Source organism: Asaia sp. A2 (assembly GCF_057319415.1).
Map to the genome: position 1 here is coordinate 209,687 of NZ_JBXWTO010000001.1, position 23,042 is coordinate 232,728.

Sequence of the window (23,042 nt, forward strand, 5' to 3'; positions counted from 1 at the left end):
GGCTCTTACTCCGCCGCCACTGCCTGAGCGGCATGGTCTGATGTCATGCTCTCTGTGCCAGAGAGGAATTGGTGCATTTCGGCTGCGGCCTCGCGTCCGTCGCGAATGGCCCAGACCACAAGCGAGGCTCCACGTACGATATCGCCGCCTGCGAAAACGCCCGGCACGCTGGTCTCGAAGCGTCCTGGCGTGACCTTGAGCGTGCCCCATTTGGTCACGGCCAGCTCCGGCGCATTCCAGCCACCCGGCAAATCCTCGGGGTCGAACCCAAGCGCCTTGATTACCAGATCGGCCTCGATCACGAAGCTGCTTTCAGGCACAGCCTCGACCGACTGCCGGCCTGACGCATCGGGCAGGCTCAGACGCATCTTGTGGGCGCGCACACCGCTGACGGTGCCGTCACCGAGAAACGCCTCGGGAGCCGCAAGCCAGGCGAAGTTCACGCCTTCTTCCTCGGCGTTTTTCACTTCCTGCACCGAGCCGGGCATATTGGCGCGGTCGCGGCGGTAAAGGCAGGTCACCTTTTCAGCACCCTGACGGATGGAGGTGCGCACACAATCCATGGCCGTATCACCACCACCGATCACGACTACATGCTTTCCTCTGGCGTGCAGCACGGCGTCATCGCCTGGCGTCTCATGATAACCACGACGGTTGGACGCCGTGAGGAAATCGAGCGCCTGAACCACACCGCCCAGGCCGCTGCCCGGCACGGCAACCTCACGCGAGCGATAGACGCCCGTTCCCAGAAAGACCGCATCGTGTTTCTCACGAAGCGCCTCGAAAGAAAGGCCGCCCTCACCTTCTCCAATGGGGGTGGAGAGATGGAAGACGATGCCCTGTGCCTCAAGCAACTCATGACGACGGGCCAGCACATGCTTTTCCAGCTTGAAGCTCGGGATGCCATAAACCATCAGTCCACCGACGCGATCATGGCGGTCATAGACATGAACCTGATAGCCAAGGGCGCGCAGCCATTCTGCCGCAGCAAGCCCGGCCGGACCGGCGCCGACCACGCCGATGCTCTGCGAACGTTCGCGAGACGGCAGGCGCGGTTTGACCCAACCCTGCTCGAAAGCTGTTTCAGTGATGAATTTCTCGACAGCACCGATCGTGACCGCCTCGAAATCCTTCTGAATGACGCAATTGCCCTCGCACAAACGATCCTGCGGACAGATGCGCCCGCAGATTTCGGGGAAGGTATTTGTTGCTGAAGAAAGACGGTAAGCCTCTTCCAGACGGTTCTCGGCCGTCAGCTTCAACCAGTCGGGAATGTTGTTACCCAAGGGGCAATGGACCGAGCAGAACGGTACGCCGCATTGCGAGCAGCGACTGGCCTGACGCTCGGCATGATCAACAGCAAACGCGCGATAGATCTCGCCGAAATCCTCACGGCGTTCCGCAGCATCACGCTTCTCAGGCATCTCCTGCGGCAATGACACAAATTGCAGCATACGTTCGGCCACCACACGTTCTCCCCAAGGGCGAGCAGACGCATGACGCCCCGCTCAAAAAACATGACGGACAGGTAAGACAAGCTCACGACCCGAATAAGTCATCAATACTTACCCATCACCGGTCATATCGACGATTTATGGCGTGCACGCGCAGAAATCTCGTATTATTGGGTCCGAAACGGTCCTTTTATTTGCGAACCATTCTCAACACGCTGATTTGGCTCAGATATTCCGGTGCCACATCATACACACTCCGGGGAACGACTCCGAGGGTTTCGAGCGTCTCAGCCCCGGATAACACGATATTGTCCTGCGAAAGCATCGCGAGCTGATCCTGCGTCAGCAACTTACCCGGCAGAACCTCCATCACACTGGCCTGTATCTGGGCAACACGCTCTGGCACCGTCAGGAGCCGGGGTGTGCGCCCCACGGACTGCGCCACAAAGGCCATGATCTCAGCCATGGTGAGACGATCGGGACCGCCAAGCTCGAACAGCCTTCCGCCCAGACCGCTTTCCGTCAGGGCGAGAGCGGCAGCCTTCGCGACATCCTCGACATAGACGGGCTGAAGGCGCGTTCCGGGAAAGTAGACAGGCAGGACAGGCAGGATTTTCGCCATGAGGCCAAACATACGCAGAAAGCTGTCCTGCGGACCGAACACAACACTTGGGCGTAGGATTGTCGCCTCGGGGAAGGCGGCTTTTACCCTGCGCTCGCCCTCTGCCTTGCTACGCCCGTAACGTGAAGGCGAATCAGGCGCGGCACCGATGGCCGAAACCTGAACGAATCGCTCCACGCCTGCAGCACGCGCCTCTTCAGCCACGCGTTCCGGAGCCTCGGCGTTCATGCGCTGGAAAGTCGCCCCGCCTTTCTCTGTCAGAATCGAGACCAGATTGATGGCCGCCCCTGCACCCTGCAGGGCTGCACGTACCGATGCACGATCCGTCACCGAGGCATAAACAGGCAAGACCGTTCCGGGCGGCAATTCTGCCACGAGCGAGCCCGCCTTGTGGGGCGCACGCGAGGCCACACGAACATGATGCCCCTTCGCGACAAGCTGGCGCACGAGTGAGCGCCCGATGAAGCCATTGCCGCCGAACAGGGTGATGACCGGGTTTTCCATAAAAAAATCCTCTTTTTTCAAGAGGGGGTGTTGACGCCCCCCACATCCACCGGTAAACGCCACCTCACCGAACGGGATGCCGAAAAAAACGGCGACCCGGACAGCCTCTGAGCCCAGATGGCGGAATTGGTAGACGCGCAGGTTTCAGGTACCTGTGTCCGCAAGGACGTGGAAGTTCGAGTCTTCTTCTGGGCACCATACGAAAAACGGAAAAGCCGACGAGAAATCGTCGGCTTCCGTTTTTTTTAGCCCCAGGGTTTTCCAGACATGGCCGCACCGAGCGCTTCAATCCATCTTTACGATGGTGATCTCCCCGACAATTTCGATCTGGGGCCGGTCGTCGCCGTCGATACGGAAGCCATGGGCCTGAACCCGCATCGCGACCGTCTGTGCCTTGTGCAGCTTTCTGCCGGCGATGGCGAAGCCCATCTGGTGCAGATCCGCCCGAAATCGCTGGGCGGCCGCTACGAGGACTGCCCTAATCTCAAGGCGCTCATGGCTGATGAAAGTGTGACAAAGCTCATGCATTTTGCCCGCTTTGACGTGGCATTGCTTCAGCACGCCCTCGGCATCAAGGTGGCGCCCGTGATCTGCACCAAGATCGCAGCCCGTCTGGTGCGCACCTTTACCGATCGTCATGGTCTGGCGCATCTGTGCCGCGAATTGCTGGGGGTCGATCTGGCCAAGCAGCAGCAGACGTCTGACTGGGGTTCGGAAGTTCTCTCCCCCGAGCAACTGAGCTATGCCGCTTCGGATGTGCTTCATCTGCATGCGCTCTGGGCCAAGCTTGAGGCCCTGCTCGTCCGTGAAGGCCGGCGTGAGCTTGCCCAGGCCTGCTACGATTTCCTGCCAGCCCGTGGGCAGCTCGATATCCTGGGCTATGAAGAGCCCGATATCTTCTCCCATCGCGCCTGAGCCCCGACGCGCTTCCTCATCTGCTCTGCTCCGCTCGGTGTGATATTCGCCTGGCGTGTCATAGAAACGCCTTGCTTGGCATGGCAGGGTAATTGACCTGAGGCCAGCAAAGCGGGAAGAGGACGCATGACCGAGCTTTCACGTTCCAGCTCCGCTTTGATGACCGACTCCAACAGCACCCGGCGCGCAGCGCTCGACAGCGCTCAGGCTACCTTGGCCGCCGAGGCTGCCGGACTGGCCGCGCTGCAGGCCGCTATCGCCATCCCCGATGAAATGGGCAACAGCTTTACTGCTGCCGTCTCCTGCATCGCCGCCACTGAAGGGCGCGTTGTGGTGTCCGGCATTGGCAAGTCAGGCCATATCGGCAGAAAGATACAGGCAACGCTCGCCTCAACCGGCACTTCAGCCATTTTCGTCCATCCCGCCGAGGCCGCACATGGCGACCTTGGCATGATTGAGGCGCGTGACGTGATGCTGCTTCTGTCGCAGTCGGGCGAGACGGCTGAACTGGCGGCACTGCTCGAGCATGCGGCACGGCACGCCCTCACTATCATCGGCATGACATCTTCTCCCAGTTCCACACTGGCGCGCTCCAGCAGCGTCGTACTTTGCCTGCCCCGCAGCAAGGAGGCCTGCCCCATGGGACTGGCCCCGACAACAAGCACCGTCATGCAACTGGCGCTGGGTGATGCGCTTGCTGTTGCCCTCCTTGAACGCCGCGGGTTCACCGCCAATGACTTCAGCGCCTTTCATCCGGGCGGCTCTCTGGGCGCTCTGCTCCGGCCCGTGCGCAGACTGATGCACGAAGGGGGCTCCATGCCCCTCGGTACGGCTGATATGCCCCTCTCCAGGGTAATCATCGAAATGACACGCAAGGCATTCGGGTGTATTGGCATTATAGATGATGAAGGTATTCTGATCGGCCTTATCAGTGACGGTGACCTGCGCCCGGCCCTCATGCGCAATCTGGACAGGACGACAGCAGGCGAAATCATGAACCGTGCGCCAATCACCACACATGGCGACGTTCTGGCTCAGGAGGTCATCCACCTGATGACCGCCGGACGCAAGGCTATCAATAGCCTGTTCGTACTGGATGAGGCTAAGCGCCCTGTGGGTATCATTCATCTTCACGATCTGCTCCGCACAGGCATCGCATGACGGAGACAACCGACCAGCAGGACCGCAAGCCGCAACGCGAGGATTTCGCCCGTGACGCCGCAAAGCTTGCCGCCCTGCGTGAAGCCATGCGTGAACAGGGACAGTCCCGCCAGCGCAATATTCCCACGTCTTCAGACCTCGCCTCGCGCCGTCGCCTGCTCGATACGGCCAAGTGGGCGCTTCCGCTCATGGCTGCTGTCCTCCTCGGTTCAATTGCGGTCTGGCCCGAAATTGCTCGCTGGCTCAGTGCCAACCGCGCTGTCATGCAGGAAATGGCACAGATGCGTGTTGAAAGCGGCAACCTTGAAGGCGCGATCTATCGTGGTCTGGATGCCCATGACCGCCCCTATATGATCACGGCACGCATTGCCCATCAGAATGGCCCCGACCGGGTTGATCTGGTCGATCCGGTAGCTGATACACATATGGCTGGCGGCGGCTGGGCCGAGATCAGGGCAGACAAAGGCGTTTACATGCAACATGAGCAGACGCTCAATCTGACCGGTCATGTCGTGCTGTACAGGGACGACGGGACGCTGCTGAACGGTCTCACCGCCGATATCGACCTGCATCGCAGCGTTATCGCCTCGAATGACTGGGTTCACGCCGAAGGGCCATTTGGCATCCTCGATGCTCAGGGCTACTTCATCGACCAGCACGCCAATCTTTTGCAGTTTGTGGGACCGCAGCGCGTCATTCGCAATGATGACCGCCAGGATGCCATGCCCTCGCTCACCTCACCTGCCCGTACCTCCCCCACGCAGAAAGCCCCATGATGCGCTGCCTCATTCCTGCCCTCACCCTGGCTTCGCTCCTGATGGGCCTTCCTCTCACCGGCGTATCGCTTTCGGCCCTTCTCTGCCCACAGGCTCACGCCCAGGCGCTGGACATGTCGCATGGCGAGCAGGTCAATATCAGCTCCGCGGGTCCCCAGACCTATGATCACGACGCCCAGACGGTCACTTTCGTCGATCAGGCGCGTGCCGTTCGTGGTGATGTGACGATCGATGCGGATCAACTCATCGGTTTTCTGCGCAAGAAAGCGCCCGATCCGAACGCCCCCAAACCGCAGGACGATTCTTCTCAACCGGGCGGTGAGAAGAAGCCAGGCGATGACGGCGCTATGGGCGGGTCAATGGAACTCTATCGCATGGAAGCCATCGGGCACGTCCATATTTATACCAGTACCGATCAGGCCTGGGGCGACAAGGCGCTTTATGACATCGATCAGGGCGTGCTCGTCATGACGGGCAAGGCGCTCAAGCTGACGACACCGCAGGATGTCATGACCGCGCGCGACGTAATGGAATATCACAGCCAGACCCGTATGTCGGTCGGTCGTGGTGATGCCACCGTGACCACCAATGATGGCAAGCGCATCAAGGCGGATGTGCTGGTCGCGTTCAGCAAACCGGACTCCACGCCCCCGGCTGGCGCGAAGCCTGCCACTGCGCCCGCACCGGGTGGTGATGGCACCGCCCGCAGCTCCAAGCTTGATCGTGCCTATGCTTGGGGCCATGTCATGCTGCGCACCCCCAATGAAACCGCGACAGGTGACAGGGGCGTTTATGTGTTCGACACGCAGATGGCGCGGCTTATCGGCCATGTGCACGTGACGAGCGGCCAGAACCAGAATAACGGCGCTTCGGCCATCGTGAACATGAAGACGGGCGTTGCCATCATGAATCCCGCACCCGGCCAGCGTATCGAAGGTCTGGTCATCCCCAATGAAGCTGGCAGCAGCAAGCCCGGAGACGCGCATTGATGAGCGACAACGAGACCATCATCCTGCAGCAGATCCACGATGACCCTACGGTGCAGACAGGGCTGATCGCGCATGGCATCGGCAAAAGCTACAAGAAGCGCCAGGTGGTCCGAAACGTCTCGATCCAGGTTCAGCGTGGCGAGGCTGTGGGGCTACTCGGGCCGAACGGCGCCGGCAAGACGACGAGCTTTTATATGATCGTGGGTCTGGTTCAGCCTGACACAGGGACCATCACGCTCGATGGCGCCGATATCACCCAGCTGCCCATGTATCGTCGTGCACGGCTCGGTATCGGCTATCTCCCGCAGGAAGCCAGCATTTTCCGCGGCCTCAATGTCGAGCAGAACATTCTCGCCGCGCTGGAAGTGGTCGAGCCCGATTACGACCGACGCCAGACCATGCTGGATGGGCTGCTGGCCGAGTTCGGTATCTCGCATTTGCGTCATTCGCCCTCCCTGGCCCTTTCAGGCGGCGAACGACGCCGTCTTGAAATTGCCCGCGCGCTCGCCAGCCAGCCGAACTACATTCTGCTCGATGAACCGCTGGCCGGTATCGACCCGATCGCCGTGGGCGAAATCCGCGATCTGGTATCCCACCTCAAGGACCGCGGCATTGGCGTGCTGATTACGGACCATAACGTTCGCGAAACCCTTGAGGTCATTGACCGGGCCTATATCATGCATTCGGGTCAGGTACTCATGGAAGGTACTCCCGAGGAGATCGTGGCTAATGAGGACGTACGTCGCGTCTATCTGGGAGAGAATTTCTCCCTCTGATTCCTGATGGCGCGCCTTTCGCTTCAGGCGCGCCAGACCGCTGGTCTTGTCATGACCGCAGAGTTGCAACAGGCAATCGGCCTTTTGCAGCTCTCAAACCACGAATTGCTGGCCGAACTCACTCATCTGGCCGAAGCCAATCCGCTTTTGCTTGTCAGCTCCCCTGCGGGAGAAGCTGGCAGCACCGAACCCGACACGATGGCCCACCCGGACTGGCGGGATAGCGATCTGCCGGGCGATCTCGATCCTGATGCCGATGAATGGCGCGATGCTGCCTCCTGGGATGATGATGCGATCCTCCATCATGGCGCGTACGACAGTGATGATCAGACCGGCCGTGAGCCATCGGCGCCCGCCCCGACACGCCTTGAGCAGTTTCTCTGGCAGATCAACGAGGCCTTCACGCAGCCAGCCGAGCGCCATATTGCCCTGACCCTGCTTGACGCGATGGATGAATCGGGACGCCTTGATACCCCAATATCTGATCTCGCGGCCTCGACCGGTGTTTCACAGGAGAGTATCGAACAGGTTCGCGGCATCATGCTGCTCTTTGAGCCAGCAGGGTGTTTTGCCACGTCGCTCGCCGAATGCCTTGCCGCCCAGTTCAGAGCAAGGAACCGCCATGATCCCGCGGTTGCGACGCTACTGGGTCATCTCGACTGGCTTGCCAGAGGCGAGCATGAGCGTCTGCAAAAAGCCTGTGGCCTCGACAGTCAGGACTATGCCGAACTGCTGCAGGAATTACGCAGCTACGATCCCAGACCCGGCGCAGGGTTTGAGCCCCCGGCCCCCGAGCCCGCACCGGATCTGTTCATTCATCTCGTTGAGGGAGAGCCGATTGTCGTGCTCAATGAGGCCACATGGCCTGGGCTGACGATTGATGAACGCCTGTACAAACGACTACAGACCGCCGATCGCGAAGCACGCGGCTGGGCTCAGGAGAAAAGGCAGGAGGCGCAAAACCTGTTACGCGCTGTCGAGCAGCGTGCCCGCTCGCTCCTGCTGATCTGCACCGCGATTGCGCGTCATCAGATCCTGTTCCTGCACGACGGTATCGACGCCCTGCGCCCTCTGACTCTGGCCCGGATTGCCGAGGTGACGGGGCTGCATGAAAGCACCGTCAGTCGCGTCACGGCGACACGCATGATCGGCACACCACACGGCGTCACTCCCCTGCGGCGGTTCTTTTCCACCGGCCTGGGGGATGAAACGGACCAGACGAGTGCCGAGGCGATCAAGAACCGGATCAGGCAATTCGTGTCAGCCGAGACGGCTGAGACGATCCTGTCCGATGAGGCGATCACCCTGATGCTTCAGCAAAGCGGTGTCGCCATCCAGCGACGCACAGTCGCCAAATATCGTGAAGCCCTTGGTATTGCAGGATCGGCGCAGAGGCGTCGGGATTTTCGCATGAGAGCCCGAATGGCCCCGTAATGCGTTGCTCGCAGCCCCATGCCGCGTCGATTGAAGCAAGCATAGGGTAAACAAACGAGTATGGCCGCTCAGAGGGCAGCGATAGCCGTAATCTCAACCGCCCATTGCGGATCGACGAGGCGCGTCTCAACTGTCGCCCGCGCCGGCTTATGGTCATGGTCGAGCCAGGCATCCCAGGCGCGATTCATCTCATCAATCTCGGTAATATCGGTCAGATAGACTTGCACCGAGAGGAGCTTTGTCTTGTCAGTCCCCGCTTCGGTCAGGAGAACATCAATTTGACGCAGGATATCGGCAGTCTGGCCTTCGGTATCGAGCGATGCATCATCCGCAACCTGCCCTGCCAGATATAGCGTATTGCCATGACGCACCGCCCCACTCAGGCGGTGTTCCTCGGCGTAACGCTGGATGGTGTCAGGCGTAGTTGTCATGGTCAGTGTACCCAGGCCGGAATCATTTCATGGTCGACAATGGCTTCGAAGGCGCTTGAACGGTCCTCGGCCAGCGCCATCGGGGTGCCATCCGCCGCATGAATCGCAAAGGCAGCCTCGCCCTCGTAAACCACGGGTTTGACATAGGCGACGTGGCTCATCCCGAACGCCTTCAGATCGTCATGCGACATGCGGCGCAAATCGGCAACCGGGGCGGGTGCGTCATTTCCGGCATCATCGCGCGTATTTTTTCTCATCATTTTTCTCTCTTTTCAGCCCGATACCATGACAGCACCGGGCTGGTCATCTCGCCAGTCGCCCAATAAGGCCCTGATCGTCCTCAATCGTCGTCAAGATCGCGTATGGCGCGGGTGCGACGGGGTTTGGGCATTTCGATATGGGTGGCACGCGTCACACCAGAGTCGCGACGCCCGGCGCTGATCTCGATACGCTTAACCCTCACTTCGGGCTGGGGGCGAAACAGATCGATGTAAAGCAGACCATTATCAAGCCAGGCTTCGCCAATCTCGATGTTTTCCGCCAGAACAAACGCCTTCTGGAACTGACGCGCTGCAATGCCACGATGCAGGAACACGCGACCCTGACTGTCATCGGTCTGACGGCCACGAATGACCAGCTGGTTATCTTCCTGCGTGATATGCAAATCGTCCATCACGAACCCGGCGACGGCCAGCGTGATGCGCAGGGTGGTCTGGTTCAACTGCTCGATATTATAGGGGGGATAGCCATCAGAGGCTGTTTTCGAGGCCCGTTCGAGCATCTGCTCCAGATGGTCGAAACCGAGAAACATGGGTGACGTAAACAGACGGCCTGACATGCAGCCTCCTCCACGAGCGAGACGGTAACAGGATCCAGCCCTTGGTTGCGGCACCGGATCACTTTCCCGATATGGTCATGTTTGGTGCGTGGTGCAAGCGAGAGCCCTTGCAGGAATTGCCGTTCTTTGAGGTTTATGCCCCGTTTAGAACTGGTTTTCCGGCACCTGACCGATTACATCCGCTCCATCATGACAGCGCTCTCCTTCCTCCCGGACATCGAGTCCATTACGCCCACGCCCATCCTCGTTGCGCCGCAGCCCGTGCTGCGGGCGGTCGCCCGTGAGGTCACGGCTGACGATATGACTCTCGTCAAATCCCACCTGCCGGGCATGTTCTCTGCCATGTACAAGGCGCCGGGTATCGGCCTTGCTGCCCCGCAGATCGGTCTGGGCCTGCGTTTTGCGCTCGTCGATGTGGCCGATGAGGGCGAGCGCAACCCGATGGTGCTCATCAACCCCGAAATCATCGAGGAATCCGAGCAGCTCGCCGCCCGCGAGGAAGGCTGCCTTTCTTTGCCCAACCAGTATGCAGAGGTCATCCGCCCGCTCAGCGTGCGGATGCGCTATCGCAATCTCGAGGGTGAAGTGATCGAGATGGAGGCCGATGACCTGCTGGCCACCTGCCTTCAGCACGAAATCGACCATCTCGACGGTATCCTGTTTGTCGACCACCTTTCCAAGCTCAAGCGCAACATGATCATGCGCCGCCTCGCCAAGGAACAGAAAGGCCGCTGAAACCATGCGTCTGGTGTTTATGGGCACGCCCGATTTCTCGGTGCCGGTTCTCAAGGCGCTGATCGCGGCCGGGCATGAGGTGGTGCAGGTCTATACCCAGCCCCCGCGCCCGGCCGGGCGCGGCAAGGCGCTGCGTCCCTCACCCGTTCAGAGCGCCGCCGAGGCCGAGGGCATCGCCGTGCGCTCCCCTGTCAGGATCCGACAGAACGAGGAGGAACTCGGTTTTTTCGAGGCCCTTCAGGCCGATTGCGCCATCGTGGTCGCCTATGGGCTGATCCTGCCCCAGCGTATGCTCGATGCCCCCAAACTGGGCTGTCTCAATATCCATGCAAGCCTGCTGCCGCGCTGGCGGGGCGCCTCGCCCATCCAGTCAGCCATTCTGGCTGGTGATCACCGCTCGGGCGTTTCCATCATGCAGATGGATGCAGGGCTGGATACCGGGGATGTGCTGGCGGAAGCCGCTGTGGATCTGTCCCCCTCCGAAACCGCCTCAACGCTGCATGATCGCCTCAGCTTTCTGGGTGCAGAACTGCTGCTTGAGACGCTCCGCCGTCCTTTTGCCCCGGTCCCGCAGCCTGAGCAGGGCGTGACCTACGCCGAGAAACTCACCCGCGAGACAGGCCGCATCGACTGGAACCAGCCTGCGACGATCATCGACCGCCAGATACGCGGTCTGACGCCCTGGCCGGGTGCCTTCACCACACAGGACGGGACTGTACTCAAGATCGGTGAGGCAAAGCTTGTCCCGCTCGCGGCTTCAGGTGGAGCGGATGTCCCGGCTGGCATAGTTCTGGATGATGCGCTGACGGTACGATGCGGTGACGACGCCCTGCAGATTCTGCGGCTTCAGCGCCCCGGCAAGGCGATGATGAACGCGACCGATTATCTGCGTGGCACCCCCATGCCGAAAGGCACGCGCCTTGGGCAGTGATGAACCGGCCAGCGGATATCGCCGCTGGGTGCTCAGAATCGAATATGACGGCACGGGGCTCGTCGGCTGGCAGCGCCAGAACAACGGCGTGTCGGTGCAGGCCCTGCTGGAAGAGGCTGCATCGCGCCTCGTAGGAGATGCCCCCGTCATGACGGCCACGGCGGGGCGTACCGATGCAGGGGTGCATGCCTCTTCCATGGTGGTGCAGCTCGACCTGCCGGATGACCCTCGCCTTGACGCGCGACAGATACGTGATGGCGTCAGCTTTCACCTCAAGCCGCATCGCGTGGCGATCCTGGAGGCGGCACAGGCACCCCCGGGCTGGCACGCGCGGTTCTCCGCCATTTCGCGGCGCTATTGCTACACCATTCTCAACCGCCCTACCCGCCCAGTGATCGACCTCAATCACGTATGGCATGTACGGCACCCCCTCGATGCCGGGGCGATGCATGAGGCAGCCCAGAGCCTGCTGGGGCGGCACGATTTCTCGTCGTTCAGAGCGTCGTCCTGTCAGGCGAGCAGCCCGATCCGCACACTGGACCGGCTGGATGTCACCCGCGAGGGGAATTTTGTGCGACTGGATGTGGAAGCCCGGTCCTTTTTGCATCATCAGGTGCGCAATCTGGCGGGTTCGTTGCAGCTTGTCGGTAGCGGTCAATGGCCGGTCGCCCGTATCCGTGACGTTCTCGAGGCCTGCGACCGGCGTGTCGCTGGCCCCACAGCCCCGCCAGACGGTCTGTGCCTGGTCGGTGTAGGCTACGCGCTGGACCCGTTCGCCTGAGCTTAGCCCTGTGCGGAGGCGCCGGAGATCACGGATGCGGTTTGGGCAGAGGGCCCATCAGTTCCTTGAGCGCATTGTAATGCGGCGGCAGCGCAATGGCGATGAGATAAAGCGACGCTACAGCAAGGTTCACTGCAACCACGAGCAGTGCCGCTTTGCCACTCTTGAGCCCCAGGCCGGATCTGGCCACGAACCATGAGAGCCAGAACTCATAGGCTTCGATGCCAATCATGATGACAGCCAGCGCGGGGCGCGATGTCACGATACCGGGCATGATGATCTGCGCGATGCTCAGCACCACCAGAGACAACACCATCGGCAGCCATGCTGACCACAGCAATGCCGTAGCGTAGCGCAACCAGCCTTCCGCCTTCCCCCAGACTGAAGCCAAAGCCTGCGAAACCACGAGCCGCAGCAGCAGCGCCGTGATCAGGATCAGAACCTTGGTGACCTCAGTGGCATCATATCCCTGCACGAATTGCGACAGGGCCAGAACCAGAAAAAGGGCGGCACTCGGTGCAATCGCCGATAGAAGGGCCTCAGGCGTATTGCCGAAAGAATTGATTCCTTCGGCCTTGCCCCGGCCCAGACGCACCACGCCACGAATAATCCGTGTTGCGGCACCACCAGGGGTTTCCGCCGGAGGAGTTGAACCGGGTTTCACAATCCGAAGGCCTCAAGAAAATCACGATAGATCAGGACAAGCATTTCCAGATCGGCAATCGCCACACATTCGTCTGCCTTATGCATGGTCGCACCGACAAGACCGAATTCTGCCACCGGGCAATAGGAGGCGATAAACCGCGCATCAGACGTGCCGCCGCCTGTATCGAGGGCAGGCAGACACCCCGTATGGCGGGCGATGACACTGGAGAGGGCTTCGACAGGCGCACCGGGCGTGGTCAGGAACGCCTCACCGCTAATGCTGGCCTCGACATGACCGGCAGGCGCATGACGCGCAACCACCTCCCTGATCCAGGCAACCAGATCGTCCCCCTTATGGGCTGTATTGAACCGGATGTTCAACAGCGCCGTGGCCCTGGCAGGAATGACATTGGTCGCCTGATTACCGACATCCACACTGACAACCTGCAGCGATGAGGGCGCGAAATGCTCATTGCCCTCATCCAGCACATGTGTGGTGAGCTCGCTCAGTATCGGCAGCAGGCGATGCACCGGATTATCAGCGAGATGCGGATAGGCCACATGACCCTGCACACCCTCGACGGTGATCCAGGCATTGAGGCTGCCACGACGCCCGATCTTGATGACCTCACCCATGCGGGCGGGGTTGGTGGGCTCGCCCAAAAGGCAGAAATCGGGACGATGCCCGTGCGCCACCATCCAGGGGAGGACTTCTTTCGTACCGTGCAGTGCCGGCCCTTCCTCGTCCCCTGTGATCAGAAAGCTGACAGACCCCTTGAGCGGGCGCTCTGCGAGCAGAGAGGCGACGGCCCCTACGAAGGCGGCGATACCGCCCTTCATATCGGCAATACCGCGCCCGTACAGCATGCCATCAGCGTGCTGAGCACCGAATGGGTCATGTACCCAGCCAGGACCGGGCGGTACGACATCGGTGTGTCCTGCAAAGCAGAGATGCGGCCCCGACGCGCCAAGCCGAGCAAAGAGGTTGGGCGTGCGCTCACCCTCCGGGCCGCAATCGACCCGCTCACAGGTAAAGCCCATCCCCTCAAGCGTACGGGACAGGACATCCATAGCCCCGTCATCCGCCGGGGTTACGGAACGGCAGGCAATCAGCTGGCCCGCCAGGGCCACGGCATCGAGCGACACAATCAGTCGCGCAGCAATTCGTTGATGGAGGTCTTGGAACGCGTGCGCTCATCGACCCGCTTGACAATGACAGCGCAGGCCAGATGCGGCGCATCGGGGGTACGACCCGGCAGCGTGCCAGGCACGACGACGGAATAGGCCGGCACACGCCCCATGAAAATCTCGCCGGTGGCACGATCGACAATCTTGGTGGAAGCACCAATGAACACACCCATGGAGAGCACGGAGCCGCGCTCGACAACCACCCCTTCGGCTACTTCGGAACGCGCACCGATAAAGCAGTCATCCTCGATGATCACCGGGGCCGCCTGGAGCGGCTCAAGCACACCGCCAATACCGGCGCCGCCGCTGATATGGACGTTCTTGCCGATCTGGGCGCAGGAGCCCACGGTGGCCCAGGTGTCAACCATCGTGCCGCTATCCACACGCGCGCCGACATTGACGAAGCTTGGCATCAGGACCACGCCGGGAGCGATATAGGCGGAACGACGCACAATGGCGCCCGGCACGGCGCGAAACCCGGCCTCTGCAAAGCGGAACTGGTCCCAGCCGTCGAACTTCAGAGGTACCTTGTCAAAACCGGGAACGCCCCCGCAGGCACGTTCGGCCACGCGGCTATCCGTGATGCGGAAGGAAAGCAGCACCGCCTTCTTGAGCCACTCATGGACAACCCAGCCGCCAGCTCCGGGTTCGGCCACGCGCAGCTTGCCCTCATCGAGTGATGTCAGGGCCTGTTCGATCGCCTCACGCGCCTCGCCTTCCGTATGGGCGTTGAGCGTGTCACGACGCTCCCACAGGGAGTCGATCACGGTGCGGAGATCGGAAACAGGCATTATCAGCCATCCTTCAACAGGGTTACTCGAGTGAGCGGACCATGCTCAGGACGCACCCGGAAGTCAACGAATCTTCCGCAAACGGTGCGTTAAGGAGTAATTAAATACCGCGATCTATAGTAAAACAGAGACGCCACCGATAGCTGCGCTTTTGACATCCGTCTCTCGCCGCTGGCTCGACAAGCCCCCAAGCTCCAGGAATCTTCATGATGGACGCCTCACTTTCCGACATCATGAGCTCGGCTCGCGAGCGCTTGTCTCGTGTCCTCGCCTCTACCACACGAACAGGAGCTGATACGCTGAAGGAAGCCGCGCTTGAGGCGGCGCTGCTGGCGATCCTCCGCTCGGCCATATCGGTGCCAGATGGTCTGAAACAGGCTTTCGACCATTTCTGCATGACGACGCGCCCCGAGCGGGGCCTCATCATGAGTTCCGGCCCCCTGGTCATACCCGCGCCCACAGAGCCACAAATCCACATCCTCCACTCGTGGCCGGTGCGCGACGCGGATTTTAGCACTCGTGCGAGCAAGATAAAAACAACTACCAGCCTGTGCCTGCGCGCGATCGCCGAAATACGCCATCAGGGAGAGATGGGCCTGATTGTCTATTATGGCAGCCGCGCTTCGAGACGACGCACCGAATCATGCCGACGTATTCTCAATACGCTGGCGCAGACAGCAGCCGCCATGATTGAGGTCGACTATCGTTATCGTGCGTTGCTGCGTGCCCTGCCCTTTGATCCTCTGACCCATCTACCGGTCTGGCCATTGTTTCGCGAAAAAGCCGAACGGCGTTTCGCCCGACTGGATCGCGAGCAGATACCGGCAACGCTCATCCTTGTCAGCTTTAACGGGCTGCTCCACTCCCCCGCGGATGACATCCAGACTGACGAGACCAGTGACGCCAATGAAGCGATCGAGCAGATTGCTCATGTGCGCGATGCCATTAATTTTCTGCAACGAGCTATCCGGCCTACCGATCTGATTGGGCAGATCGATCGTGAGAGTTTCGTTCTATGGCTTGATGGCGGCGACCGTTTTGCCTCGGTCGAGCGGGCTGAACAAATCTGTCGGCGGAAATATATGTGCTCAGCCGGGGCCAATCCGCTTGTGTCGGTCAAGATCGGACTCGTGACGCGTGAGCCGGGATCGCATGATACGCTCGATGTGTTTTTCGAGAGAGCCCGCATGGCTCTCTCGATTGCCCAGGAAGAAAACCTGGACTGGTATTTCGCGCATGAAAGCGCGTGATCAGGCGGCGCGGATGAGTGTGCCTGATCCCTTATGCGTGAAAAGCTCCAGCAGGCAGGCATGGGGCACACGACCGTCGAGGATCACAGCCGCACTGGCCCCTGCCTTGACCGCAGCGAGACAGGTCTCGACCTTTGGAATCATGCCACCCGATATTGACCCGTCGGCAATGCGGCGACGCGCCTCATCAGCCGTCAGTTCGGGAATGAGCTTGCCATTTTCGTCAAGCACACCTGCCACATCGGTCAACATCAGCAGGCGCGACGCATTGACGCTACCAGCGATGGCACCAGCCGCCGTGTCGGCATTGATATTATAGGTCTCGCCCTTATCGCCTACGCCAACGGGTGCGATGACGGGAATAAGCCCCGAACCCAGCAAGGAAAACAGAACGCGGGGGTCGATCTTGACGGGCTCACCCACAAAACCGAGATCCTGCGCCTCATCATTGCCCGAGCGGGCGTCGCGGCTGTAATGCAGGAGCTTGCGCGCCTGCAGCAGGCCACCATCCTTGCCCGAAATGCCGACAGCCAAAGCCCCGGCGCGATTAATGAGGTCGGCCACCTGCTTGTTGACGCTGCCCGAAAGCACCATCTCGATAACGTCAATCGCCGCCTGATCGGTCACGCGCAGGCCATCGACAAAGCGGGATTCGATGTTCAGGCGCTTGAGCATGGCGCTGATCTGCGGGCCGCCGCCATGCACGACGATGGGGTTGATGCCCACGAGCTTCAGCAAGGCGATATCGCGCCCGAAAGCGCTGGACAGATGATCCTTGCCCATGGCGTTTCCGCCATATTTCACGACAATGGTATCGCCCGCATAGCGCCGCAGAAACGGCAATGCGCTTGCCAGAAGAGCCGCCTGCTGCTGCCCCTCATCATTCATGTCCGGAAGCGTCAGCTCCGGGATATCCTTACTCATCCCTGCATCCCCTCAGGTGACGCACCAGCGATAAGCCGGGCGATCTCGGCACGCAATGTCTCGATGCCCAGTCCGGTCTCGCTGCTTGTGGTCGCGATATGCGGATAGGCCGCGGCATGTTTGGCCAGTACGGCCTGCACCTCGGCCATCTTGGCCTTGAGCTTGTTCGGCCCCATCGAGTCTGCCTTGGTCAGCACGACCTGAAACAGCACTGCGGCGCGGTCGAGCATTTCCATCACGTCGCGATCTGCCTGCTTCAGCTCGATACGGGAGTCGAGCAGCAGAAAGACGCGCGTAAGCGTAGGGCGGCCGCGCAGATAGGCAAACATCATGGTCTGCCATTCTTCCTTGACCGATTTGGCCGCCTTGGCAAAGCCATAGCCCGGCATGTCTACCAGAGCGAGACGATCGCCAAGATTGAAGAAATTGAGCTGCTTGGTGCGTCCCGGCTCGGAAGAGGCGCGAGCCAGTCTGTTACGTCCGGTCAGGGCGTTGATGAGGCTGGACTTGCCCACATTGGAGCGACCGGCAAAGGCCACTTCCGGACCGGCAAGCGGGGGAAGCTGGTCGAGCTTTTGCGCACCGAAAAAGAATTCGCATTCCGATGCGAAAAGCAGACGACCTTCCTCGATCTGCTCGTCACTGAAGACTGTCGGATCTTCTTTCTGGCTCACGACTTGCTGACGGCCTTTCCGCCTTTCTTCTGGGCACGATCGATCTGGCTCTGGATCAGCTTCTGCTGACCATAGCTGAGGACGTTGTTCCATGTGTAGTAAATGATGATGCCTGCCGAGATACGACCAAGGAAGATCGTATAGATGACCGGCATGAACTGCATGATCTTCTGCTGCGCCGGATCCATGCTCACCATGCTCTGACGCTGCATCAGCCAGATGGTGAAGCCGAACAGGATGGGCCAGATGCCGATATGGAGCATCTCGGGCATGAAGCTCGGGTTGAATGGCAGCAGGCCAAACAGATTGAAGATGGTGGTCGGGTCGGGCGCTGACAGATCGCGGATCCAGCCATAGAAGGGCGCGTGGCGCATCTCGATGGTGATGTTCAGCACCTTGTAAAGGCAGAACGCGACCGGGGCCTGAACGAGCAGCGGCAGACAGCCACCCGCCGGATTGACACCCTCTTCCTTGTAGAGCGCCATGATCTGCTGGTTCTGTGCCAGCTGATCGCCCTTGTTGTGCTCACGAATGGCCTGGATACGGGGGGCCAGCGTGCGCATACGCGCCATTGAGGCAAACGATTTCGTCGCCAGGGGATAGAGGATCAGCTTGATGATCAGGGTCAGGATCAGCAGGGCGATACCGAAATTGCCGACATGACTGTAGAGCCAGTGCAGCACATGGAACATCGGGCGCGTCAGAAACGCAAACCAGCCGAAATCCACGGCCTTGTAGAAATAGGGAATATGCAGATCGTCGGTGTACTGGTCGAGAAGATTGACTTCCTTCGCACCGGCAAAAATCATGCTTGTCGTCGCAACATTCGAACCTGGCGCGATCTGGATCGGCTGGCTCGAGAGCGTATCGACAATGTACGAGCCTTCCTTGGCGTTGGGCACGTAACGATACCGCACGGTCACCGCAGCCTTCTGGTCGGGGATAATGGCCGTCAGCCAGTACTTGTCGGTGATACCGGCCCAGCCACCCACGCCATCAGCCGACCAGGCGGTGTTGTCGGGTTTGCCAGCGCCCTTGCGCATGGTCTTGTAGGATTCTTCGTCCAGACGGTCATTCATGACCGAAAGCGGACCTTCTTGCACGATCATACCGCCAGTCTCGAGCGGCTTGTAATCACGTTCGACGCGCTGATAGGGCGTGAGAGAAACCGGCCCACCGGCCTTGTTCTCGACACTCTGGGTAATCGCGAAAAGATAGCGACGATCAAGCTTGATCTGAATTCGGAAAATCAGACCCTGACCGTTATCCCACTGCATGGAAACCGGGTGGTCGGGCGAGAGCGTCTTGTCATCGCTCGACCAGTCGGTATTGGCATTCGGTAGGCGTATCGTGGAGCCTGATGGCGCCTGCCAGCCTAGTTCGACAAAGCTCGGCTGCGGCCCTTCATCCGTCTCCAGGAGGCGAACGAGCGGCGAGTTCTTGTCCAGCGTCTCAAAATAATGCGTGAGCACCAGATTGTCGAAACGGGCCCCGCGCAGGCTGAAGGATCCGGTTGCATCCGGCCCCTCAATGGCGATGCGTCCAGCCGGCCCGTTGGGAACGGCGGGCCCATTCGCAGGTGCGCCGCCCGGCGCGGCGACAGGCAGGGCCGAAACCTTGCCATCAGCTTGGGGCTGTTTGCCCTGAACCTGCCCGACCGTCTGGGTTTCAGCATCTTTCTTTGCGTGCTGAGGCACGAAATAATCGAAGCCGACCACGATCGCGAGCGAGAGACTGGTTGCCACCAGGATGCGCTTGATATCCATCAGCCGAGTGCCGGTCTTTCCATGAAAGTAAACAATTCTGAGCGCCCGGCGGCAGGATGCCACGGTCGCAGCCGTTGAAGTGACCGAAATCGGGTCACAAAACAATAGGGCGGAGGCGAATTAGGCGTTTTACAGCCCCTCCCAACCATCCAACACCGCCCCGGTCAGGGCACAGGGTCATACCCCCCGCGACAATAGGGATGACAGCGCAGCAGCCGCTTCACGGTCAACCATATCCCGCGCACCAGACCGTGTCGGCGCAACGCCTCCTGAGCATAAACACTGCACGACGGGTGAAACCGGCAATTCGTACCGAGTTGGGGACTGATATAGCGGCGATAGACATGCAGACCGCCGAGCAGGCAGGAAAGCAGAAGCTTTCTGCCCAGGCCGATCACAGGGCCTGACCTTTTTTCAAGGCATGCTCAAGATCGGCAATCAGCTTGCCGAAGGGTCGGCCACGTGTCGAATCGCGACCGATGAGCACCAGATCCACAGCGCTCAACGCATGGCCCTGCGCCACATGCGCCAACGCCGCCCGAAGGCGGCGGCGGGTGCGGTTACGCACAACGGCGTTCCCGACTTTTTTGGTAACCGTGTAGCCGACGCGGGCCGGCGCCTCGTCTTCGGTCTTCAGAACCTGAAGCACGAGCCCCGATGTGGCGACTTTGCGCCCGCGGCTCGCAACCCGAAGAAATTCGGGTCTTTTCCGAAGTTTTTGAGGCAGACCCGCCAAGTCGGAATCAGGCCGAGAGCTTCTTGCGGCCCTTGGCGCGACGGTTGTTGATGACGCGACGGCCACCGACGGTTTCCATACGTGCACGGAAGCCGTGGCGACGCTTGCGGACGAGCTTGGACGGTTGATATGTACGCTTCATGGCGTCATTCCTCAAGGCAATGAATGATGGTGAGGCCCCTGGCTCCACCCCCGACAAGAAGACGACACAAGGCTGACGCCATCTTCCTCTGTGCGCGGGCTTTTACGGGCCTGAAACTGCGCTGTCAATCAAATCAAGGAGTCTGACCATGACACTGCGCGATGAAACGCCGCCAACCGATGCCGAAGCGAGACTGAAGACGCTTCGTCATGATCTGCGCAACGATCTGGCGACTGCCCTTCTCGCTGCCGACCTGCTGACGTCGCATGGTGAAGAGTCAGTCAAACGGCACGCTGCCAGCATCGTCAAGGCGCTGGAAAAGGCGACAGAACGCCTCAAGCGCTCGCGCGTGGTAAACTAGGGGTGCCAGACGCCCCGCCCCATATCCGGGCGAGGCGCAAGGCGGGTGAATTATGCACCCGCCCGACCTTCCTTCAGAACGTGTCCTTCTGGATGATCTCGATCTTGTAGCCATCGGGGTCTTCAACGAAGGCGATGATTGTTGTGCCGAACTTGACTGGCCCCGCTTCGCGCGTGACCTTGCCGCCATTGCTTCGGACCGTCTCGACGGTACGGGCCGCATCAGGCACGCCGATCGCAAAATGCCCAAAGCCCGTTCCGAGCTCATAAGGGCCTTCCTGATCCCAGTTATAGGTGAGCTCAACTTCCGCCTCACCATGGGCGTTGTCGTTGAACCCCATATAAACCAGTGTGTAGCGACCATCGGGCACTTCGCGACGACGGATCTCACGCATCCCCAGAATCTTGTAGAAAGCAACGCTCTTGTCGAGATCCTGAACGCGTATCATCGTGTGCAGATAGCTTGCCATTGTGGCTCTCCCGGGCAGTTGGGTCCGGAATGCGCTGCACACCGGACAGGATGATCAGTCAGCGCCCAGCAGTTCGGCCGGGCTCAGACCATAGAGAAACAGACCTGAGCGGTCGGCGGTTGCCTCGCAAGCGGCCGGATCTGTCAGAAGGGTGCCTCCCGTCTCGAACGCGATGCCACGCAACCCGGCAGTGGCGGCGTTCTGGATGGTTCGAGGGCCGATCGTTGGCATGTCGGCCCGCTTTTCCTGGCCGGGTTTCAGCATCTTTACCAGCACCCCGCCGGGGCCAAGCTGACGCAGCCCGCCTGCCCGCGCAATCATGGCATCCGTCCCTTCAATCGCCTCTACGGCGAGAACAAGGCTATCCTGCACGATGCACCCCTGCCCGATATCCAGCGCACCGAGCCCACGCACAACCGCAATGCCGCGTCTGATGTCACTCAATGCAAGATCATCCGGTGCGTATCGCCCCATGGCGCCGGGGCGACCGAGCGAGCGGGTCAGGAATTCATGGGCGCCTCGGACGCGAAAGCCCTCTTCACCGAAAATCCTCACGAGCGCGCCGAGCAATCCGTCGTCACCGGAGAAAAGCGCGCGCCCGACCCGGGCGAGCAGACGCGCGCCTTCGGCGTCGGGACGCAGATCACGCAGGGCCGGTCGCTTTACCGGGCCGATAAGCACGATATCGCGGCAACCAGCCGCACGAAGTGTCGAGAGAATTTCGCCCGCCGCAGCCAGACGGATGATACGATGTGGCCAAGCACGGATAAGATCGGGATCAACAAAATCCTGAAACCCGATGATAAAAACCTCTCCCCCTTGGGCGCGCACTGAATCGGCTACCTGGAAAGGGAGCGGACCGCCCCCTGCCAGAATACCGACCGGCGCGGCAGTCACACGCCCTCCGTCTCGGCGGAGATCTGCGCAGGGCTGGCGGCGCGGACAAGGCCACGCCGACTCTGGACCTCCATGAAAGCGATGATTTCCTGCACGCGAGGGCTGTCAGGAAAATCACGCTTGACAGCCGCAAGACGGGCTTCGAGCACCTGCTCATTGCGACCGGTGCGCGGGTAGAGGACACGGAAAGCGCGACGCATCTGCTGGATCTCTTCGGCACTGACGCCCTGGCGACGCAGCCAGATCCAGTGCAATCCTACGAGACGCGCCCGGTTGCCAAGCACACTGCCATAGGGAATGACGTCAGCTTCGACACCGCATACGCCACCAACCAGCGCACCGCGACCGATACGCACGAACTGGTGCAGCGCAGCAGCCCCCATCACACGGGCACCATCGCCAATCTCGACATGACCGCCCATGACCACGTTGTTCACGATAATCACGCCATCACCGATCATGCAGTCATGCGCGACATGGGCATTGGCCATGATCAGGCAGTGCGAACCGACCTGGGTAAGCGCCGTTCCCTGCGCAGTACCACGATGGATCGTCACGTTTTCACGAATGACGGTATGGGCACCAATCACGCAACGTGTCGGTTCACCCTTGTATTTCAAGTCCTGCGGCGCAAGACCGATCGTAACGAATGGAAAGACTTCAACCTGCGCACCGATCTCGGTCAACCCGTCGATGAGGACATTGGCATGAAGGCGCGTCCCCTCCCCGATGGACACATCGGGGCCAACGGAACACCAAGGCCCGATGGTGACATTCTCACCCAGTATCGCCTCGGGCGCGACCAGGGCGCTGGGATGAATGCTGACAGTGCTGGGCCAATTTGACACGGAA

28 protein-coding genes and 1 tRNA gene are annotated in these 23,042 nt (G+C 60.5%); 12 read left to right on the top strand and 17 right to left on the bottom strand.

The window, feature by feature from the left end:
• Positions 1-5: 5 nt before the first annotated feature.
• Both ACWNRM_RS00925 and ACWNRM_RS00930 read right to left on the bottom strand, forming a co-directional pair.
• Positions 6-1,466: an NAD(P)-dependent oxidoreductase gene (locus tag ACWNRM_RS00925; RefSeq protein ID WP_485169079.1), complete on the bottom strand. Its 1,461-nt coding sequence runs from the start codon at positions 1,464-1,466 to the stop codon at positions 6-8.
• 178 nt (positions 1,467-1,644) lie between these two features.
• The gene (locus ACWNRM_RS00930) at positions 1,645-2,580 is read right to left on the bottom strand and encodes a complex I NDUFA9 subunit family protein (RefSeq protein WP_485169080.1); all 936 of its coding nucleotides are present in this window, start codon (positions 2,578-2,580) and stop codon (positions 1,645-1,647) included.
• Positions 2,581-2,691: 111 nt separating this feature from the next.
• Between ACWNRM_RS00930 and ACWNRM_RS00935 the strand changes: the two genes are divergently transcribed.
• The 7 genes from ACWNRM_RS00935 to rpoN all read left to right on the top strand — a co-directional run bounded on the left by ACWNRM_RS00935 (position 2,692) and on the right by rpoN (position 8,631).
• Positions 2,692-2,778 (top strand) — tRNA-Leu (locus ACWNRM_RS00935).
• 69 nt (positions 2,779-2,847) lie between these two features.
• A complete protein-coding gene (locus tag ACWNRM_RS00940) occupies positions 2,848-3,495 on the top strand; it encodes a ribonuclease D (protein ID WP_485169081.1) in 648 nt (215 codons plus the stop codon).
• A gap of 126 nt (positions 3,496-3,621) precedes the next feature.
• The gene (locus tag ACWNRM_RS00945; protein WP_485169082.1) at positions 3,622-4,656 is read left to right on the top strand and encodes a KpsF/GutQ family sugar-phosphate isomerase; all 1,035 of its coding nucleotides are present in this window, start codon (positions 3,622-3,624) and stop codon (positions 4,654-4,656) included.
• The gene (lptC, locus tag ACWNRM_RS00950; RefSeq protein WP_485169083.1) at positions 4,653-5,432 is read left to right on the top strand and encodes an LPS export ABC transporter periplasmic protein LptC; all 780 of its coding nucleotides are present in this window, start codon (positions 4,653-4,655) and stop codon (positions 5,430-5,432) included. The genes ACWNRM_RS00945 and lptC overlap by 4 nt, the downstream gene beginning before the upstream one ends.
• A complete protein-coding gene (locus ACWNRM_RS00955; RefSeq protein WP_485169302.1) occupies positions 5,432-6,421 on the top strand; it encodes an LptA/OstA family protein in 990 nt (329 codons plus the stop codon). The genes lptC and ACWNRM_RS00955 overlap by 1 nt, the downstream gene beginning before the upstream one ends.
• Positions 6,421-7,197 carry an LPS export ABC transporter ATP-binding protein gene (gene lptB, locus ACWNRM_RS00960; RefSeq protein WP_485169084.1) on the top strand — a complete coding sequence of 259 codons (777 nt, stop codon included), beginning with the start codon at positions 6,421-6,423 and terminating at the stop codon, positions 7,195-7,197. The genes ACWNRM_RS00955 and lptB overlap by 1 nt, the downstream gene beginning before the upstream one ends.
• Before the next feature lie 6 nt (positions 7,198-7,203).
• Complete coding sequence (gene rpoN, locus ACWNRM_RS00965; RefSeq protein WP_485169085.1) at positions 7,204-8,631, top strand: RNA polymerase factor sigma-54; 1,428 nt, start codon at positions 7,204-7,206, stop codon at positions 8,629-8,631.
• A gap of 68 nt (positions 8,632-8,699) precedes the next feature.
• On the opposite strand, the gene ACWNRM_RS00970 is transcribed toward rpoN, so the two are convergent.
• The 3 genes from ACWNRM_RS00970 to ACWNRM_RS00980 all read right to left on the bottom strand — a co-directional run bounded on the left by ACWNRM_RS00970 (position 8,700) and on the right by ACWNRM_RS00980 (position 9,900).
• On the bottom strand, positions 8,700-9,062 hold the full coding sequence (locus ACWNRM_RS00970) for a RidA family protein (RefSeq protein ID WP_485169086.1): 363 nt from the start codon (positions 9,060-9,062) through the stop codon (positions 8,700-8,702).
• A gap of 2 nt (positions 9,063-9,064) precedes the next feature.
• Positions 9,065-9,322, bottom strand: coding sequence for a DUF1150 family protein (locus tag ACWNRM_RS00975; protein WP_485169087.1), 258 nt, complete (start codon positions 9,320-9,322; stop codon positions 9,065-9,067).
• Between the two features lie 80 nt (positions 9,323-9,402).
• Positions 9,403-9,900: an Hsp20 family protein gene (locus ACWNRM_RS00980; RefSeq protein WP_485169088.1), complete on the bottom strand. Its 498-nt coding sequence runs from the start codon at positions 9,898-9,900 to the stop codon at positions 9,403-9,405.
• 189 nt (positions 9,901-10,089) lie between these two features.
• On the opposite strand from ACWNRM_RS00980, the gene def reads away from it, so the two are divergent.
• Genes def through truA form a run of 3 tightly spaced genes read left to right on the top strand, consistent with a single transcriptional unit; the run spans position 10,090 to position 12,347 of the window.
• A complete protein-coding gene (def, locus tag ACWNRM_RS00985; RefSeq protein WP_485169303.1) occupies positions 10,090-10,635 on the top strand; it encodes a peptide deformylase in 546 nt (181 codons plus the stop codon).
• A 4-nt stretch (positions 10,636-10,639) separates the two neighbouring features.
• Complete coding sequence (gene fmt / locus ACWNRM_RS00990) at positions 10,640-11,566, top strand: methionyl-tRNA formyltransferase (protein ID WP_485169089.1); 927 nt, start codon at positions 10,640-10,642, stop codon at positions 11,564-11,566.
• The gene (truA, locus tag ACWNRM_RS00995) at positions 11,556-12,347 is read left to right on the top strand and encodes a tRNA pseudouridine(38-40) synthase TruA (protein ID WP_485169090.1); all 792 of its coding nucleotides are present in this window, start codon (positions 11,556-11,558) and stop codon (positions 12,345-12,347) included. Before fmt ends, truA begins: the two co-directional genes overlap by 11 nt.
• A 28-nt stretch (positions 12,348-12,375) precedes the next feature.
• Here the strand turns inward: truA and ACWNRM_RS01000 are convergent, their stop codons facing one another.
• The 3 genes from ACWNRM_RS01000 to dapD are packed head-to-tail and all read right to left on the bottom strand — an operon-like array spanning position 12,376 to position 14,971.
• Positions 12,376-13,011 (bottom strand): hypothetical protein, encoded by a 636-nt coding sequence (locus ACWNRM_RS01000; RefSeq protein WP_485169091.1) that lies wholly within the window; start codon positions 13,009-13,011, stop codon positions 12,376-12,378.
• Positions 13,008-14,138, bottom strand: a complete 1,131-nt coding sequence (dapE, locus tag ACWNRM_RS01005) for a succinyl-diaminopimelate desuccinylase (RefSeq protein WP_485169092.1) — start codon at positions 14,136-14,138, stop codon at positions 13,008-13,010. Before dapE ends, ACWNRM_RS01000 begins: the two co-directional genes overlap by 4 nt.
• A gap of 2 nt (positions 14,139-14,140) precedes the next feature.
• Positions 14,141-14,971: a 2,3,4,5-tetrahydropyridine-2,6-dicarboxylate N-succinyltransferase gene (gene dapD, locus ACWNRM_RS01010; protein WP_485169093.1), complete on the bottom strand. Its 831-nt coding sequence runs from the start codon at positions 14,969-14,971 to the stop codon at positions 14,141-14,143.
• Positions 14,972-15,177: 206 nt separating this feature from the next.
• Here dapD and ACWNRM_RS01015 point away from each other — a divergent pair, with 206 nt between their 5' ends.
• Entirely contained in the window at positions 15,178-16,221 is a 1,044-nt protein-coding gene (locus tag ACWNRM_RS01015) for a GGDEF domain-containing protein (RefSeq protein ID WP_485169094.1), read from the top strand.
• Here ACWNRM_RS01015 and argB read toward each other — a convergent pair whose 3' ends face one another.
• From argB to rpmH, 6 genes are all read right to left on the bottom strand, one after another.
• Positions 16,222-17,145, bottom strand: coding sequence for an acetylglutamate kinase (gene argB, locus ACWNRM_RS01020; protein ID WP_485169095.1), 924 nt, complete (start codon positions 17,143-17,145; stop codon positions 16,222-16,224).
• The gene (gene yihA, locus ACWNRM_RS01025; protein WP_062164926.1) at positions 17,142-17,819 is read right to left on the bottom strand and encodes a ribosome biogenesis GTP-binding protein YihA/YsxC; all 678 of its coding nucleotides are present in this window, start codon (positions 17,817-17,819) and stop codon (positions 17,142-17,144) included. The genes argB and yihA overlap by 4 nt, the downstream gene beginning before the upstream one ends.
• On the bottom strand, positions 17,816-19,585 hold the full coding sequence (yidC, locus tag ACWNRM_RS01030) for a membrane protein insertase YidC (RefSeq protein WP_485169096.1): 1,770 nt from the start codon (positions 19,583-19,585) through the stop codon (positions 17,816-17,818). Before yidC ends, yihA begins: the two co-directional genes overlap by 4 nt.
• Positions 19,586-19,749: 164 nt before the next feature.
• Positions 19,750-19,983 carry a membrane protein insertion efficiency factor YidD gene (gene yidD / locus ACWNRM_RS01035; RefSeq protein ID WP_485169097.1) on the bottom strand — a complete coding sequence of 78 codons (234 nt, stop codon included), beginning with the start codon at positions 19,981-19,983 and terminating at the stop codon, positions 19,750-19,752.
• The gene (gene rnpA / locus ACWNRM_RS01040) at positions 19,980-20,321 is read right to left on the bottom strand and encodes a ribonuclease P protein component (protein WP_485169098.1); all 342 of its coding nucleotides are present in this window, start codon (positions 20,319-20,321) and stop codon (positions 19,980-19,982) included. The genes yidD and rnpA overlap by 4 nt, the downstream gene beginning before the upstream one ends.
• Positions 20,322-20,328: 7 nt before the next feature.
• Positions 20,329-20,463: a 50S ribosomal protein L34 gene (gene rpmH / locus ACWNRM_RS01045; protein WP_023978518.1), complete on the bottom strand. Its 135-nt coding sequence runs from the start codon at positions 20,461-20,463 to the stop codon at positions 20,329-20,331.
• 148 nt (positions 20,464-20,611) lie between these two features.
• On the opposite strand from rpmH, the gene ACWNRM_RS01050 reads away from it, so the two are divergent.
• Entirely contained in the window at positions 20,612-20,824 is a 213-nt protein-coding gene (locus ACWNRM_RS01050; protein ID WP_485169099.1) for a hypothetical protein, read from the top strand.
• A 73-nt stretch (positions 20,825-20,897) separates the two neighbouring features.
• Here the strand turns inward: ACWNRM_RS01050 and gloA are convergent, their stop codons facing one another.
• The 3 genes from gloA to lpxA are packed head-to-tail and all read right to left on the bottom strand — an operon-like array spanning position 20,898 to position 23,038.
• On the bottom strand, positions 20,898-21,293 hold the full coding sequence (gene gloA, locus ACWNRM_RS01055) for a lactoylglutathione lyase (protein WP_023978520.1): 396 nt from the start codon (positions 21,291-21,293) through the stop codon (positions 20,898-20,900).
• A gap of 54 nt (positions 21,294-21,347) precedes the next feature.
• Positions 21,348-22,190, bottom strand: a complete 843-nt coding sequence (locus ACWNRM_RS01060; protein WP_485169100.1) for an LpxI family protein — start codon at positions 22,188-22,190, stop codon at positions 21,348-21,350.
• Positions 22,187-23,038 carry an acyl-ACP--UDP-N-acetylglucosamine O-acyltransferase gene (gene lpxA, locus ACWNRM_RS01065; protein ID WP_485169101.1) on the bottom strand — a complete coding sequence of 284 codons (852 nt, stop codon included), beginning with the start codon at positions 23,036-23,038 and terminating at the stop codon, positions 22,187-22,189. Before lpxA ends, ACWNRM_RS01060 begins: the two co-directional genes overlap by 4 nt.
• Positions 23,039-23,042 lie beyond the last annotated feature (4 nt).

Bases quoted from the DNA above. Each gene is read 5' to 3' on its own strand.
- ACWNRM_RS00940 (WP_485169081.1), top strand. From the start codon at position 2,848: ATGGCCGCACCGAGCGCTTCAATCCATCTTTACGATGGTGATCTCCCC.
- ACWNRM_RS00930 (WP_485169080.1), bottom strand. From the start codon at position 2,580: ATGGAAAACCCGGTCATCACCCTGTTCGGCGGCAATGGCTTCATCGGG.
- ACWNRM_RS00955 (WP_485169302.1), top strand. From the start codon at position 5,432: ATGCGCTGCCTCATTCCTGCCCTCACCCTGGCTTCGCTCCTGATGGGC.
- rpmH (WP_023978518.1), bottom strand. From the start codon at position 20,463: ATGAAGCGTACATATCAACCGTCCAAGCTCGTCCGCAAGCGTCGCCAC.
- fmt (WP_485169089.1), top strand. From the start codon at position 10,640: ATGCGTCTGGTGTTTATGGGCACGCCCGATTTCTCGGTGCCGGTTCTC.
- ACWNRM_RS01050 (WP_485169099.1), top strand. From the start codon at position 20,612: ATGACACTGCGCGATGAAACGCCGCCAACCGATGCCGAAGCGAGACTG.
- ACWNRM_RS00975 (WP_485169087.1), bottom strand. From the start codon at position 9,322: ATGATGAGAAAAAATACGCGCGATGATGCCGGAAATGACGCACCCGCC.
- ACWNRM_RS00970 (WP_485169086.1), bottom strand. From the start codon at position 9,062: ATGACAACTACGCCTGACACCATCCAGCGTTACGCCGAGGAACACCGC.
- yidC (WP_485169096.1), bottom strand. From the start codon at position 19,585: ATGGATATCAAGCGCATCCTGGTGGCAACCAGTCTCTCGCTCGCGATC.
- ACWNRM_RS01015 (WP_485169094.1), top strand. From the start codon at position 15,178: ATGATGGACGCCTCACTTTCCGACATCATGAGCTCGGCTCGCGAGCGC.
- lptC (WP_485169083.1), top strand. From the start codon at position 4,653: ATGACGGAGACAACCGACCAGCAGGACCGCAAGCCGCAACGCGAGGAT.
- dapD (WP_485169093.1), bottom strand. From the start codon at position 14,971: ATGCCTGTTTCCGATCTCCGCACCGTGATCGACTCCCTGTGGGAGCGT.
- argB (WP_485169095.1), bottom strand. From the start codon at position 17,145: ATGAGTAAGGATATCCCGGAGCTGACGCTTCCGGACATGAATGATGAG.
- gloA (WP_023978520.1), bottom strand. From the start codon at position 21,293: ATGGCAAGCTATCTGCACACGATGATACGCGTTCAGGATCTCGACAAG.
- rpoN (WP_485169085.1), top strand. From the start codon at position 7,204: ATGGCGCGCCTTTCGCTTCAGGCGCGCCAGACCGCTGGTCTTGTCATG.
- ACWNRM_RS00945 (WP_485169082.1), top strand. From the start codon at position 3,622: ATGACCGAGCTTTCACGTTCCAGCTCCGCTTTGATGACCGACTCCAAC.
- def (WP_485169303.1), top strand. From the start codon at position 10,090: ATGACAGCGCTCTCCTTCCTCCCGGACATCGAGTCCATTACGCCCACG.
- ACWNRM_RS00980 (WP_485169088.1), bottom strand. From the start codon at position 9,900: ATGTCAGGCCGTCTGTTTACGTCACCCATGTTTCTCGGTTTCGACCAT.
- lptB (WP_485169084.1), top strand. From the start codon at position 6,421: ATGAGCGACAACGAGACCATCATCCTGCAGCAGATCCACGATGACCCT.